This window comes from Enterobacter sp. 22452 (assembly GCF_052045065.1).
Classification (GTDB): Bacteria; Pseudomonadota; Gammaproteobacteria; order Enterobacterales; family Enterobacteriaceae; genus Enterobacter; species Enterobacter mori.
The window spans coordinates 937,667-950,517 of record NZ_JBQEOB010000001.1 but is presented as its reverse complement, the minus strand read 5'-3'; the positions used below and the strand labels follow the sequence as shown (position 1 = coordinate 950,517).

21 protein-coding genes and 1 pseudogene are annotated in these 12,851 nt (G+C 48.8%); 4 read left to right on the top strand and 18 right to left on the bottom strand.

Features of this window, described 5'->3' with window-relative positions:
- Positions 1–440: 440 nt before the first annotated feature.
- The 12 genes and pseudogenes from ACTJJA_RS04605 to ACTJJA_RS04550 all read right to left on the bottom strand — a co-directional run bounded on the left by ACTJJA_RS04605 (position 441) and on the right by ACTJJA_RS04550 (position 7,116).
- The gene (locus tag ACTJJA_RS04605; RefSeq protein WP_440666422.1) at positions 441–959 is read right to left on the bottom strand and encodes a hypothetical protein; all 519 of its coding nucleotides are present in this window, start codon (positions 957–959) and stop codon (positions 441–443) included.
- Complete coding sequence (locus tag ACTJJA_RS04600; protein WP_440666420.1) at positions 956–1,492, bottom strand: lysozyme; 537 nt, start codon at positions 1,490–1,492, stop codon at positions 956–958. The genes ACTJJA_RS04605 and ACTJJA_RS04600 overlap by 4 nt, the downstream gene beginning before the upstream one ends.
- Positions 1,492–1,707, bottom strand: a complete 216-nt coding sequence (locus tag ACTJJA_RS04595) for a class II holin family protein (RefSeq protein WP_440666418.1) — start codon at positions 1,705–1,707, stop codon at positions 1,492–1,494. The genes ACTJJA_RS04600 and ACTJJA_RS04595 overlap by 1 nt, the downstream gene beginning before the upstream one ends.
- Positions 1,708–1,799: 92 nt before the next feature.
- Positions 1,800–2,555, bottom strand: a complete 756-nt coding sequence (locus tag ACTJJA_RS04590) for an Abi-alpha family protein (protein WP_440666416.1) — start codon at positions 2,553–2,555, stop codon at positions 1,800–1,802.
- 387 nt (positions 2,556–2,942) lie between these two features.
- Positions 2,943–3,350, bottom strand: coding sequence for a type II toxin-antitoxin system death-on-curing family toxin (locus tag ACTJJA_RS04585; RefSeq protein ID WP_440666414.1), 408 nt, complete (start codon positions 3,348–3,350; stop codon positions 2,943–2,945).
- Positions 3,350–3,703: a type II toxin-antitoxin system Phd/YefM family antitoxin gene (locus tag ACTJJA_RS04580; RefSeq protein WP_440666412.1), complete on the bottom strand. Its 354-nt coding sequence runs from the start codon at positions 3,701–3,703 to the stop codon at positions 3,350–3,352. Before ACTJJA_RS04580 ends, ACTJJA_RS04585 begins: the two co-directional genes overlap by 1 nt.
- A 59-nt stretch (positions 3,704–3,762) precedes the next feature.
- A complete protein-coding gene (locus ACTJJA_RS04575; protein WP_440666410.1) occupies positions 3,763–4,362 on the bottom strand; it encodes a hypothetical protein in 600 nt (199 codons plus the stop codon).
- Positions 4,359–4,715, bottom strand: coding sequence for a RusA family crossover junction endodeoxyribonuclease (locus ACTJJA_RS04570; RefSeq protein WP_440666408.1), 357 nt, complete (start codon positions 4,713–4,715; stop codon positions 4,359–4,361). The genes ACTJJA_RS04575 and ACTJJA_RS04570 overlap by 4 nt, the downstream gene beginning before the upstream one ends.
- A complete protein-coding gene (locus tag ACTJJA_RS04565) occupies positions 4,708–5,001 on the bottom strand; it encodes a Ref family recombination enhancement nuclease (protein ID WP_395291794.1) in 294 nt (97 codons plus the stop codon). The genes ACTJJA_RS04570 and ACTJJA_RS04565 overlap by 8 nt, the downstream gene beginning before the upstream one ends.
- A gap of 491 nt (positions 5,002–5,492) precedes the next feature.
- Positions 5,493–5,816 carry a hypothetical protein gene (locus tag ACTJJA_RS04560; RefSeq protein ID WP_320688709.1) on the bottom strand — a complete coding sequence of 108 codons (324 nt, stop codon included), beginning with the start codon at positions 5,814–5,816 and terminating at the stop codon, positions 5,493–5,495.
- Between the two features lie 767 nt (positions 5,817–6,583).
- Positions 6,584–6,844: a hypothetical protein gene (locus ACTJJA_RS04555; protein WP_395291795.1), complete on the bottom strand. Its 261-nt coding sequence runs from the start codon at positions 6,842–6,844 to the stop codon at positions 6,584–6,586.
- Between the two features lie 17 nt (positions 6,845–6,861).
- Positions 6,862–7,116 (bottom strand): annotated as a pseudogene (locus ACTJJA_RS04550) (DNA polymerase III subunit theta).
- A 22-nt stretch (positions 7,117–7,138) separates the two neighbouring features.
- On the opposite strand from ACTJJA_RS04550, the gene ACTJJA_RS04545 reads away from it, so the two are divergent.
- Entirely contained in the window at positions 7,139–7,375 is a 237-nt protein-coding gene (locus ACTJJA_RS04545) for a hypothetical protein (RefSeq protein WP_047955386.1), read from the top strand.
- A 251-nt stretch (positions 7,376–7,626) separates the two neighbouring features.
- Here the strand turns inward: ACTJJA_RS04545 and ACTJJA_RS04540 are convergent, their stop codons facing one another.
- From ACTJJA_RS04540 to ACTJJA_RS04515, 6 genes are all read right to left on the bottom strand, one after another.
- On the bottom strand, positions 7,627–8,100 hold the full coding sequence (locus ACTJJA_RS04540; RefSeq protein WP_395291796.1) for a class I SAM-dependent methyltransferase: 474 nt from the start codon (positions 8,098–8,100) through the stop codon (positions 7,627–7,629).
- A gap of 201 nt (positions 8,101–8,301) precedes the next feature.
- Positions 8,302–8,958, bottom strand: coding sequence for a DUF1627 domain-containing protein (locus tag ACTJJA_RS04535; RefSeq protein WP_395291797.1), 657 nt, complete (start codon positions 8,956–8,958; stop codon positions 8,302–8,304).
- Between the two features lie 17 nt (positions 8,959–8,975).
- A complete protein-coding gene (locus ACTJJA_RS04530) occupies positions 8,976–9,716 on the bottom strand; it encodes an ATP-binding protein (RefSeq protein WP_395291798.1) in 741 nt (246 codons plus the stop codon).
- A gap of 2 nt (positions 9,717–9,718) precedes the next feature.
- A complete protein-coding gene (locus tag ACTJJA_RS04525; protein WP_440666404.1) occupies positions 9,719–10,636 on the bottom strand; it encodes a helix-turn-helix domain-containing protein in 918 nt (305 codons plus the stop codon).
- 22 nt (positions 10,637–10,658) lie between these two features.
- Positions 10,659–11,111 (bottom strand): hypothetical protein, encoded by a 453-nt coding sequence (locus ACTJJA_RS04520; RefSeq protein ID WP_395291800.1) that lies wholly within the window; start codon positions 11,109–11,111, stop codon positions 10,659–10,661.
- Positions 11,111–11,380, bottom strand: coding sequence for a transcriptional regulator (locus ACTJJA_RS04515; RefSeq protein ID WP_395291801.1), 270 nt, complete (start codon positions 11,378–11,380; stop codon positions 11,111–11,113). Before ACTJJA_RS04515 ends, ACTJJA_RS04520 begins: the two co-directional genes overlap by 1 nt.
- Before the next feature lie 72 nt (positions 11,381–11,452).
- On the opposite strand from ACTJJA_RS04515, the gene ACTJJA_RS04510 reads away from it, so the two are divergent.
- From ACTJJA_RS04510 to ACTJJA_RS04500, 3 genes are all read left to right on the top strand, one after another.
- Positions 11,453–11,944 carry a helix-turn-helix domain-containing protein gene (locus ACTJJA_RS04510; RefSeq protein ID WP_395291802.1) on the top strand — a complete coding sequence of 164 codons (492 nt, stop codon included), beginning with the start codon at positions 11,453–11,455 and terminating at the stop codon, positions 11,942–11,944.
- 339 nt (positions 11,945–12,283) lie between these two features.
- Entirely contained in the window at positions 12,284–12,469 is a 186-nt protein-coding gene (locus ACTJJA_RS04505) for a hypothetical protein (protein WP_131774834.1), read from the top strand.
- 67 nt (positions 12,470–12,536) lie between these two features.
- Complete coding sequence (locus tag ACTJJA_RS04500; RefSeq protein ID WP_032677900.1) at positions 12,537–12,809, top strand: hypothetical protein; 273 nt, start codon at positions 12,537–12,539, stop codon at positions 12,807–12,809.
- Positions 12,810–12,851 lie beyond the last annotated feature (42 nt).

The following is a 12,851-nucleotide window of genomic DNA, read 5'->3' as shown; positions in this document are numbered from 1 at the left end:
TCTTCAAGTCCGCAAACGTTACGCCCAGCATCGACTGCTTGCCCCTCCGCATAGGGGGATCCACTGAGTGCCAGAAATGTCGATTCGCATGTGCATTTTTAATTTAGTATAAAATCAACATTTTTCGTATCTGAACTAAAAAATTTAAGCCTTGCTTAAATATTTATCAGGTTAATTAATATTAAATTAAAACTTTTTAAATCAGAAAGTTATTCTAATATGTCTGGTTTCCCATACAGTTTCCTTTATAGTTCGAGTCTCCTTGTAATGATGACCAGATTGGTCTCCCTTCTGAACTTACGGATCTTGTCTCAGAAGGGATGTTTTTTCCTCGCTTCGCTTGATAATTACCCACTGTTTTCTAAAATTAATTTCAGGCTTTGCTATGTCAGGTAAAGTCGTCGTTCAGGAATACCCGTGTGCTCAAGGACGAGCCATCCCTAGTTTTTTCTTTCCAGCTCTATCTGCCTTATGCTCGCGAAGTTGTTGTTACCCTTCTCAATAACGGCCAACAGAGGCTTAATCCAGAGAACAGCCTGGCAATATGTCATTGCGCTGGAGGAAGCGGAACTAACATTGGCCGCGTTAGCTCTGTCGGAATCGGCGTGCATGGCGCTGGCACGTAAACGGTGCGCGTAGCTGAGCAGCCCACCAGCGACATCAGCAGGAACAGGCAGATCACAGGTTTTTTCACGGTGGAGAATCTCCCGGTATTCGATTACGGTTTCTTCGGTGCTGGTGTCGATCAGGGAGTTAAGCTTGTTGGCATGTTCTGCAACCTGATTGAACCGATTGAAGTTGAATGCCTGGGTGGCGATTACCTGCCCCTGCATAGAGTTGTCACTTCGCAGAACGTCGTTATCGCTCTGAAGGCTACTTGCGTCGGAGCAACTCTTGACGAGAGCGACCGAAAGGACAGCAATAACGACAACGCCTATAAGACCCGGATTTATTTTCATTGGTCCAGCCCCCAGCACGCAAGTACGCTTTCCTGATCGCGCCGCTCGACCTGCCCATAACAGCCATTCTTCTGGCCTTTAGTCAGGCGGCAATCACGGCCACCATCTTTAATCCACCAGCGGATTGCCTCGCATGCACCGATACGGTCACCGGCATTGATCCGCTTATAGAAGGTTGAAGGGAAACATTTACCGGGGCCGATGTTATACGGGCAGAAGGATGCGATGCCCACCTTCTGTGGCTCTGTCAGAGGCACTTTGATATTGCGATCAACCCAGGCTAATGCCTTATCGCGTTCAATAGCGTTAACCTTCCGGCATCGTTCTTCTGTGGCCTTCATTCCTTTAACGACACGCCTGCCATCGATGACGGTCACGCCGTGACATAAAGACCAGACTCCACCCGGATCAACAACCGCCACCAACGCATTGCCTTCTTTCTCGCTGATGAACTGGTCGAATATGAGTGGAGCAGATGCACCCGACGCAATTAGCGCCAGCACTGCTGCGCTGAGCTTTGACTTGTTGGACATTATTCACCTCGCGCAACTCGTCGACGGTCTGCTTTGATTTGGAAGTAGAGATTAGTAAGAAAGGTGAGCAAGCCGAACAGTAAACTACCAATCACACCTATAGCTGCCCATTGTTCGGGTGAATAACCGTCAAGAAGTCTTCTGAACCAGTAAATGGCACTACCTCCTGATGCGCCGTAGGAAATGCCAGTAGTTATTTTGTCCATTCGATACATGCTCTCACCTCGCTATTCGCGGGCGCTTATTTTCAATGAATTAAAAAAGGCCGAAGAATTCGGCCTTTGGGAAAATTATCTCAGTGTTAAAGTTAGGCGGTTGCGCCTGAGTTTTTAATGCATACGTTATGGAAAAGACGACCAAATTTGGACAATGAAATGTACCAGTGCCCATAACCTTTAATGCTATTAATAAACTCAATATTCAAAAGATCTTCAGGCCCTTGGACGTATTCAATAACTCCTAATGAATGAAGATGCTCTAAATAAGTAAAGAAATATTCAGGCACATTAAAAACACCTGGATAAATGACTGTTTCCTTAATGGGCATTCCATCAAGAACTGAACCATACCAAGGAATCAAAACATTGTTTATTTCTTCATGAGTAGGTGTAATCCATGAATCATCTCTTTTTAAATATATAGTTCTTTCTCGTTGAGATAGAAAATCGATAAAACGTGCCTCATCCCCTGATATCTGGCTTATTAGATTTACGAAAGCTGGATGTACAGAGTTAATCCACTTTTTATTTACACAAGACGATAATAACTCCATATACATTTTAGAAATACTATCATCAACAGGCATGGATACTAATTTTTCAGCAATTTGGAAAACAGTATTTACTGGAGGCTCTGTTAAATCACTCGAAGGTACTTTTTCAAATGATTTTTTAACTCTCTCAAGAAGTTGATCATATCTTCCAGCCCCGTACACGAAAGGCAAGCTGAGCAAGCAAACCGTTTTTGCTACACTCTCCCCTGCCGCACCAAATTGACGCAAAGCCGGTTGGAATAAATCTTTATAAATTTGCCCCACCGTCTCAGCTGGTAATTTAGGTAACATCCCTCACCTCACTTTTTTAGCTAGCACCAACAATTTATCATAATGCACTACGCCATATAGTTAAATTGTTGACAAAACCAGCATTTTTTTGTCGTTAGTGTTGGCTGTGGAATGCTAAGACCGGCGATGAGACAGGGGTACTGGTGCAATGCACCTTCGCGAATACCCCTGTCGTATCGCCGGATAACAAAAAACCCCAGCTGGCGGGGTTTAAAGTTTTTTCAAATTGTCGCTTTACATCGCTGCCATCGTGGCGCAGCTCTGCCAAGCATGGATTGATTATCAACTTTTTTGACGCGTTTTCAAGTTTAATTTGGAAACAGTTAATTGCCAGGTGAAAAACCAGACGAAAAAACCGCCTGGGCGGGTTAGAGATGCGTAGTAAACTCAAGCCATGTAATCATGTTCTGCCACGATATCATTACGATAGTCTGACAGGATACGGAGAGCAAACGCTGTGTTTTCCAGCTCAGCCTCACCCATAGCGGCAAGGACGGTAAGCTTCACCAGCTCAAACGAGGCGTTAAGTTCATAACCGTTCATCAGCAAGAAAACGCTGGTTGCCTGAAATGCGGTGCGCTTATTTGCATCATTGAAAGCATGGGCTTTTGCTATAGCTATTAGGTACATCGCCGCAAAGGCGAAAATATCCTCGCACCCTTCATATTCGGCAAGCGTCTGTACACGAAAGAGCGCACCATGGAGCCTATCTTCATCCGGAGGACCGCTATTGGGCAATGTTGAATTCTGAATCTGGACAACCTGCTCCATGGTTAAAAATTCAATTTCATCCATTATTTATCTTCCAGGGCCTTAATGATTTTGGCATGCTTTTTCTTAGTTAATTCGAGTGCATCATAGAATGACACTTTCGGACTATCAGTTAAGACCTCACTAAGAATTTGGCCATTGGATGCCTTTTTGACAAACTTCACTCGTCCATCGGAAGTCTTCAATACCTCGGTCCAACCGGTTGAGTGATGTTCCCTTTGCGACTCAGTGAAGACACTGCGACCAGAATTAATTGAGCCCTTTAACACAGTGTCAGGTCGTCCCCTCTGGGTAACAACAACAGTCTCTCCGTTCCTGATCGCATCAAGAATATCGGACAGCTCAGCTCTCATCTGGGTATAACTAACTTTGCGCATACACACCTCTTCTCTTGTACATGTACAGCTTAGCATACTGATTCGAGCCTGTAATCAGATCAACAATCCAGCACTTTTTTTGCTGACAGATAGACTTTTGCCCTGAATATCTGCAGGCACCAAGTTACCCGCTCTCTCGCCGCTCGTTCTGTCAGCCATGGTGCTAAGCTCTGCAGTTCTCTGGTGATGTCAGAGATTTTATTCCTGGTGGTGTAATACTGACGGCCAACCAGATAAACAGGATCCTTCAAATCGAACGCCTGCAGCACCACATCCTCAATAAATTTCGCGTCATCACTGCACATCGCTGCGTCAATGACACTCACCGGCGGTTCGGGCCAGAGTATCGAGCGCGCACGCCTCATTGCCTGCTCTCCACGGTATCCCTCTTCTCTCGCCTGGTTCAACGCCGCCGTAAACCGCTCAAGCGCTTTATCAGACCAGTTTTTTCCACTGAGCACATTCCAGCACGAATGGCCGCACGGTTTGGCCGGAGCCGTTCCGCCGCGTACAGATTCCCCCCACACTGTTAGCAGCGATTTAATCCATCCGGACTGGATATCAGTCAGGAGAATACTTTTCCCGAGCCAGCTCTTGCGTGGCGCCATTGCGGTTTTTCCCAGTCCTTCAAAATACTGGCGTTTCTGGCGTGGCGTCATTTTATGTCCTCGATAATTATCATTCCGGTTTCGCCCCATACTTTTGATGTCCGGGCGTCCCAAATGTGGGAGTCATCCTCAAACAAGGCGTCCAAAAGAGATTTTTTTAAGTTGTCCAGATCGGGCTTTTGTTGATGGGGCTGGCCGTCCATAGCATCGCGCTTTTTCTTGCTCCAGCTCGGCGGCATCGGCAAAACGAAGGTTATATGGGCGCCGCTCTCCGGCACCCTGATTCCATGCAGGCGGGCTTCATCGCAAAACATGCGATAGCGCATCACTGGCGGGCGCTGTTTCCATTTATCGCGGCGAGTCATGCGGGGTTTACCGACTGGGGTGATGATGTATTTAGGCATAGAACACCCCCAGCTCTAACTGGACCTGCTCCAGCAGCTGCAACTCGGTACCGAAGTTTTTCTCCCATTGCTTACGGCCAGCATGAATCGCCACACCATAACCGCCGTTGCGATGATGCGTATGGCACAGGGGAATTGATTTTCGATGGTCAGCGCGCTGGCTTATGCCCTGCCCGGTTCGGATATGGTGGATTTCCGCAGGCGTTTCGCCCAGGTTCTGATTTCTGCACACGATGCAGCCCAGCGCGGCCACACGTGAAAGATGGAGGCTATCTGCTTTCTTCATGCTGGACCACCAGCACAAGCAGAAACCCCGCGCATTAACGGGCGGTGTGGGTAATTCGGGGTGGTTCTTTGCGCCATCACTTTTCTCCGGTGATGGTGCGACAGGCGCTGGTTGTTCAGGCCAGCTTGATTATTATAAATCAGTTGTCAGGGTTGCGGAAGCGCTCAAGGCATTGTCTGAGTGCTTCCCTGGTGATGAGTATTGCTTCGGCAGGTACCGGGACAACAACAAAGGAGCCATCCTCCTGGCTCACTACCTCATAACGTCCAGCAGGGCGAACGGCAGCAATTAACTCTTGCTCATTCATAACGGAAAATCCTATTCAATTCAGTTTCCCCCGACTAATCGGGGCCGTCCCTTTTCTCCCTGCGCGCTGAACGTTACTAAAGCAGTCCCACTAACGAACGTCTAAGCGGTTAGAAAGATCAATTAACCGTAATTGATCTGTGTAACCGATCGGTCCTTAAAGCACAGGAATCGTGTACGGTCTGCTAAATTACCGGTCTGTTGTCAGTATCGGTAACGCGATTCAGAAGGTGCGTGACAACTCCCATCACCGTCGTATCGTCCAAAGCATCCCCCTCTATCGCCTCCCCATCCTGTGTGATGAGCGCCTTACCCTGGACAGATGCAAAGTCCAGCCCCCCGCAGAACGAGATCAGAACGGTGTCACCAATTTCGGGTTTTCTGGCAACGTTGATAATCGCGTACCCGGCTGATATTTCGATGGTGCGGCAGTTACCGTCATAGCCGCAAAGGCTGGTGATAGTGAGCGTCTGATCTGCGTAGTCTGCTGCTGGTGATGGAAAACCCATGATGACCACCCCTGTCAATTAACTGTATATTTATACAGTATCACCAAAAAAACGAGGGTCAAGATTTTGGGCGCAAAAAACCCGCCGAGGCGGGTAAGTGATTAATCAACAATCAATTCCTCTCATAGCCAGCACCACCAGCAGGATTAAAACAACTAACCATACAGCCCCTAATTGCAGCGCCAGCGGTTCACGGTTTTACCTCATGCTTATCGCGCAGCTGCTGGTACTTGCAATATATAGGCAGGGCCATACGGCCTCCTTGACGGAAAACGCAGAATGCACAAAATCACAGGTGCATTTCTGCATCTGTGACTAGGTGAGGAGTTCAGATTGTGGTCGCATTTAAGTCCCCTTAAATGCGGAGAAGTCACCGGAGTTGTTCAGGCTCCGATGACTCAATTATGGCGGGATGATTTCAGAAAACCAATTTGTAAAAAAACGAAAAATAGTTAAGGGATCCAGCCTTCACCGCAGTTTCCTGTCTCTCTCATCCACTCATGACCGCATTCTGAGCAATTGTAATAACGCTCGTTTGCTTCGCGACCATGATAGCTGAAGTTAACGGATTTATCCCCTTGCAAGACCATGCATGCAAGAGGTGGATCCCTTCGTCCAAGGGGTTGTTTGTTACAAACTTCACAAGTCATAAATCCCGGACCTCACACGTTGTTCGTCTGTAAAAATCATTATACCGACAAAAATTTGGTTAAGATGCGAGCGGAATGTAAAACATGTGTATACCTCTGAAATCCGTCCTCAGCAATTTACTTTTTAGCGTCAAACCCCACATGATGGGACGCGACTTCAGTGAATTTACGAACAACATCCATGGCGAAATCACCTCTCTCAGCAAGTTTCCATACCCAATGTACCACTTGCTCTGCGTTCGTTAGGCGGGAAAGAGGAATTGAATAAACCTGAGCATGTATGTCTATCACCTCAAGCTCATCAAGGCATACCTTTACCAGATCCTCAAGCTCTCTTTCTCTTTCAAGAATCCGTGTGATGCTAATGCTATTTTCCATTTCCACCTCCTAATGAGCTATTTTGAATTTTGATCTGCCATCTCAACATAACGAGGATCCGATGGCTTCGGTAAAGTTATTGACGCTTCCCGGTAAAACTTCAACCTCTCCAAAAAATAATCTCGCAAATGCTCCGGCTGCTCACGCATCACCACCTCGGCGATAACCGGCATATTCAGACGCTCTTTGTACGCCACGCCTGAGGCCGCTAGGTCAACGTTTACCTTGACGCGATCTTCTTACGGTTTTACTGCTATATTGGAGCTTGGCATAGTGATTTAACTCAGAGTTAATATGGATAAGAAAAACTACGTAAGGATAGTTGCGGCTTTTATTGTTGCACTTATGTTTATAATCGTTCCAACAGATAAAATGGTTAACGGTCAGTCGTTTGACTTCACTTACAAATTCATTTGGAATCTTGGCGTTCCTGAAGGTGACATATTCCCCTATGTCGTTAATGTTCCGCTCATAGCGGCGCAAATTTTTGGCGTCCTTGCCATAGTATGGTTACTCAGTAGAGTTAAATAACCACACTCTTTACTTCACCCCTGCCGCGGTGATTCGATGAGCGCTCGGCAACTCCACCCAGACCAATGCGCCGCATTTGCGCGATCATCATCCTCTGGTCGAACGAGCGTAACCTCACTCGGGTGTTTTCTGTATGACCACAGCCATGCCACAGGCTCCGCATTCAATGAGGGTAGCGCGATGCTCAGCAACACGTAACCGGGCACAAACTGCCCAACATCTGCTACGTGCGCCACGGTAGTGCTAATGGGTTAGTCCTTCACAAAGATGATCCAGTGGGTTTTGTCGTTCTTCCCGGTACGCTGGCCGATCGCAGGTTTCTCGTCTGTTAGCTCCAAAATCTGGCTCACTGGGATCTGAGTTTCATTCCATTTGAAAATAAGCACACCATGGGTCCGCAAAACACGGAACGCCTCTTTGAATCCGGCACGTAGGTCAGAACGCCATGTATTTTTGTTCAATCGACCATATTTTTTCCCCATCCATGCCGATTGGCCGACACGCTCAAGATGTGGAGGATCAAACACAACAACCGGGAACGACGCATCAGCGAACGGCAGCGCGCGGAAGTCAGCTATCAAATCAGGACGGATAACCAGGCGGCGGCCGTCGCATAATTCATGCTCTTCGCTTCGGATGTCAGCGAAGAGCGTGCGCGTATCGCGCTTGTTGAACCAGAACATACGGGAACCGCAGCACATATCCAGAATTATTTGCTCAGACATAGTCACTAACCCTCCACTACCCCTTTCCATTTTTCTTCAAGCAACTGTCTGGCCGCTATCTCACCGCCAGACGGGAATGAAAAGCCCACGCGGCGGCCGGGACAACCGTTCGAACAGCGCACCTCTGCCGAACCCCAGTTCATTCCCCTGCTGCGAATCCTCAGTGAAGGAGCCATGCCGCAGTCAGGGCATTTTGGTAAATCAGTCATTTCCCAACCCCTGTAGCAGATGCTTGTGGCGACGCAGCTCTCGAACGGCAGCCTGAAGACGTTGCAGATTCGACAGCTTCGCTTTCGTGCGGCGGATTTCAGTCGAGATATAACGCGATGACGGAATAATCAGATCATCCGGACGGCTGGCGAAAGCAGGGATGTCTTCAACGATTTTGGCAGTGGTTTTCTCTACAGGAGCGGATGCTGTTTCGTTGGTTTCTATGACAGGAGCTGTGCTCGCTGGGGTTGGCACGCTGTCAGCTTTCAGGCTCCAGGTGATGTTTTTCCCGTCAACATGGCGCAGGACCAGACCGTCCTTGCACATCGCACCCAGCGAGGCATTCAGCGCTCGCGATCCTTTACCCAGTTTTTCGGCAACCTGATTGGCGGTCATTGCCCCCTGCCCCTGCATTGCGGACAGCACCCTCTCAACCAACGGTGATACCTGCTTTGGTCTGATACGCTTCGGCTTCTGCTCTTTCGCGGTACCGAGAGACCACGCCCCATCGTAAAAATCACATAAACCCTGTTCTTTCTGCTCGCGCAGCATATTCAGCGCTTCAACGGGTTCGATATCCAGACGGGCAGCAACCTCGCGATATGTCGCTTTTTTCATGGCTTTCAATGCGTCCAGTACGGTTTCCATAATTTTCTCCTCAAAAGTTACTTAACAGGTCTCAGGTGGCTAACGTTTCCGCGATAGCTCTCCCAGTCAAAGTTCACCCAAATGCCGTTATCCATGCGCAGGCGGTCAATAACCCTTGCCCCCAGGGTCTCTACCAGCGCGTCGTAATTCAGGTTGGTCAGAACGCCAACGGGGCGCATAGCGGCCAGGCGGCGATCGATAATCTGGTTCAACAAAACTTTCTCGCCGCGACTGTCGCGCTGAATGCCTACTTCGTCGAGCACCAACAAATCCACTTTGCAGAGGTCATCCAGCAGCGCGGCTTCAGAACGCCCTTCGTCATAGCAGGCCCTGGCGCGCAGGGTCAGGTCCGGCACGGTCACAATCAAAACCGTTCGCCCCTGTTTCAGCAGATAATTTCCGATCGCCGCTGAGAGGTGGTTTTTTCCCGTGCCGGGCTTTCCGGTGAAAACGAAGCTCGCAAAGCCGGTTCCAAAATTTTGCGCATAGCTCTTTGCCATACTCAGGGCATGGCGCTGGCCGTCGCCGTTCACCGTGTAATTCGCGAAGCTGCAGCTGCGGTGCAGGTTCTGGATCCCGGATCGCCCGAAAATTTTCTCTGCCCGCGCCTGCTGGTTGATCTTGTCAATCTCAGCTGCACGCTTTTGCCCTTCTTCCCGCTGCCAGGCCATCAGCTCAGCGGCGTTCTTGAATTTGGGTTCTACGCCTGCCGGAATGACGCGGCGAAGGCGATCGAGAATGGAACCTGCGTTTTGCATGCTTACCCCCTGAATCCTGGTGGAACGGTGCTGTCAGGACGGGAGATCCGATTGATATCCCGGCCACCAGCCTGATTCTGAGCTGCCCTTGCCGATGTCAGCCGTAGAATTAAGTCATCCCATTTTTCGCGCAGTTTTGACGGTGACATCACGTTTCGGCACCAGAACGGATCACGCTGTACACGCGAAAACATTTCGCAAATTTGCTTATGTGTTCTGCCATCAATGGCACACATCAGCCGGATTTCGTTGGACCATGCAGCCCAGTTAGGCTCTTTGGGGCGCACCAGTTCCCCGTCTGTCTCAGCGGCTTTTTCATAAAGCTTGACGATGCGGTTCCACATCCACTGAGCGCAGGTCAGATCTTCCTTGCTTCCCCACTGCCGTTTTCCTGCATGGGCAACCACGGCCTCTGGATGACGATTTAAAAACGCATCTTTGGCCAGCTGTTCGTCCGACAGCGAAGCGTCCGGACAAGAATTATTTTCTGGTTCTTTGACTGGTTCAGAAGAGTGACTGATTCTGGGTGAATCTCCTTCACTATCCCCTGGTGAATGTGGTGCACCATCTGGTGAATCTCCTGCACCATCCCCTGGTGAATTTGCTTCACCACCCTGGTGAATCTCCTGCACTACCCTTGCGCTGGTATTTGCACCGCTCAGGGTTAGTCGGTAGAAATTACTGCCGTTACCTTTAGGCCCCGATCTGGTCTCTTTTCGCATCAGTCCAGACTCGCAAAGCGCGGCAACATGATTCATGACTGAACGACGGCTGATCTCACACTGATCAGCGATATGCTGATAGCTCGGCCAGCACTCGCCCTGGTCACTTGCGTTATCGGCCAGCTTAAGCAGGACCAGCTTACGAAGCGGGTTTCCCACCTTGACCTTCATCGCCTGAACCATCAGTTCCATGCTCATAGAACACCTCGATACAACTGAACTAGGCTACGTTCGAACAAGTCGAAACGAGCTTCACTTTGACGCCAACCAGCTGCGCCAGGGCGTCGATCGCTTCCAGAGTCTCGCGGCGGATTACCGGTTGTGGTTTGCCAGTGAAGACCGCATTGGTGGCTTCGATGCACTCTTTGTTCACCCTGGCCGCCCGGTAGTGCATGCAGTCCTTCTGCGCCAGCTCGTTATCAATGGCGGTACGGATGGCATAACTCAGCGCTTCAGCCTGTTTCAGGTAGTTCGGCGTATCGTTGCGGAACGCACGCTGAATAATCTGCTTGTTGTTGTGCAGCCGCCGCGCGTACTCATCCGGATCCGAAACGTCATCCAGTGGCTGGAGAAGATCGCCAAAGTGATGCGGGGTTATCAGCTGCGTCACCGTCTTCCAGCCCTTTTCCTGCGCCCAAGACTCCAGCTCACATGCCAGTTTTTTGATTTCCATCAGTCAGACTCCTTTTGCGCGTGTGGGATATCCTGAACAGGAATTCCACTGGTAGGGGTTGGATGCAAATCCGGACGTAACTCATGCGGGGTGACACTCCAGCCGCCAAATTCACAGAGCTTTATCACTCGCTCACTTGGAACTCGGTTTCGAATAATCCAGTTTGCAACTGACTGTGAGGACTTAAAGTTGAATTTTCGGGCAACGGCCGAAACCGAACCGATCGACCTCACTGCCTTTTCAGTTATGTTCTTGTATGAAGTAGTCATCGTGTTCTCCTGAATGAGCCAATGACTGCAATATACTACATAAAGTAGAATATACAACTACGAAAAATAGAAATGACTATGACCGCGCCGTGCCTTACTCTTCTACCTATGGTAGAAAAAGCGAATAAACATCAAGATTTCGCGAACCGGCTGACCGATGAAATGCGCAGACAGCGCCGTTCCGTAAAGGATTTAAGCCAGGCTTGCGATGTCACATACGAAATGGCTCGTCGTTATACGCTGGGCACGGCTAAGCCACGCGATGAGAAACTGCAGAAAATAGCTGACTGGCTGAATGTCCAAGCGGCATGGCTTGACTACGGCGAAGGTGAGAGTGCGCCAGCTAAGCTTCAGGACACTGAGTTTTCGGGCTTCCAGGCGACAGAGTCAGACACCGGCAGTGATGCGGAATTCAGAGAGTTAAGCGAAGACGAAAAACGACTAGTTCGTGTGTATCGACAGTTCCCAAGCGCTGAAGCTAAGAACATGCTACTTGCATTCGAAATGCGGTATAAACAGCTTTATGATTTCTTTCTGAAGTACGCCAACAACCCGCAGAAGTAAAAAAAGTCCCAAAGAACCCGGCCCATGCCGGGTTTTTTTACGCCTTCCAACACTACCATAAGTAGTTAACACCTCTTTGATTTCTACTTTTGGTGTTGACACATCTACTTTGTGTTGTATCCTCTACTCATCGAAGCACAACAGGTGCGACAGGTAAACGTTCCGCCTACCCGGCGATAAGGGTGATTCACAAAGCAAAGCAGCAAACAGGGGTTTGAGATGGAAAAAGCATACGAAGAGTATTTCAACAGTCTGGCGGAGGGTGAAGAAGCACTGTGCTTTACCGAGTTCGTCCAGGCAGTTTCATGAATGTGGCGTAAGCCAGTGGAGTGTTCCTATATGGATAAGACACAATTAACACCGGAACAACAAATTGCCTGGGCACAGGGAAAACTCGTAACTTCAGTATTTCTTCGTGATGTTGCTGGATGCCATGCCGCCTGGAAAGTATTACGGAAATACAGAAATTTCGTTGTGCATCGCCAACCTCACCAGGAATGGCGTAATAGTTTAAAAGCAATTTAGTTTTCTCAATTTAAAACCTATGCCTTAAACGGCAGGGATTCTCACATCCTGAGTCAAGGAGTTAAAAATGAAAGTGAGCGTTACAACCGTTGAACTGAATCTTGTTATCGTAAATAAAGAAATTGCCACCTTTAATATTAACGGTACCATTTCAGGTGTAGTTCATTTGCCTTCATCAGGTCCTGTAACCGTCGTGCTTGACAGTGGCTACGTGCTCGGTGAATTTCATTGCCCGGTTTGCGCTGTTAAGCACATTAGCTTGCTGTCTGTGAATTTCGCAGAAGCGCAGAACGCTTGTGGCATGTCTTATTACGATTACAAACGCCAACAACTTAACTGATATGAATGACGCCATTTGTCATTGCGCTGTTTGCTGCCAAGA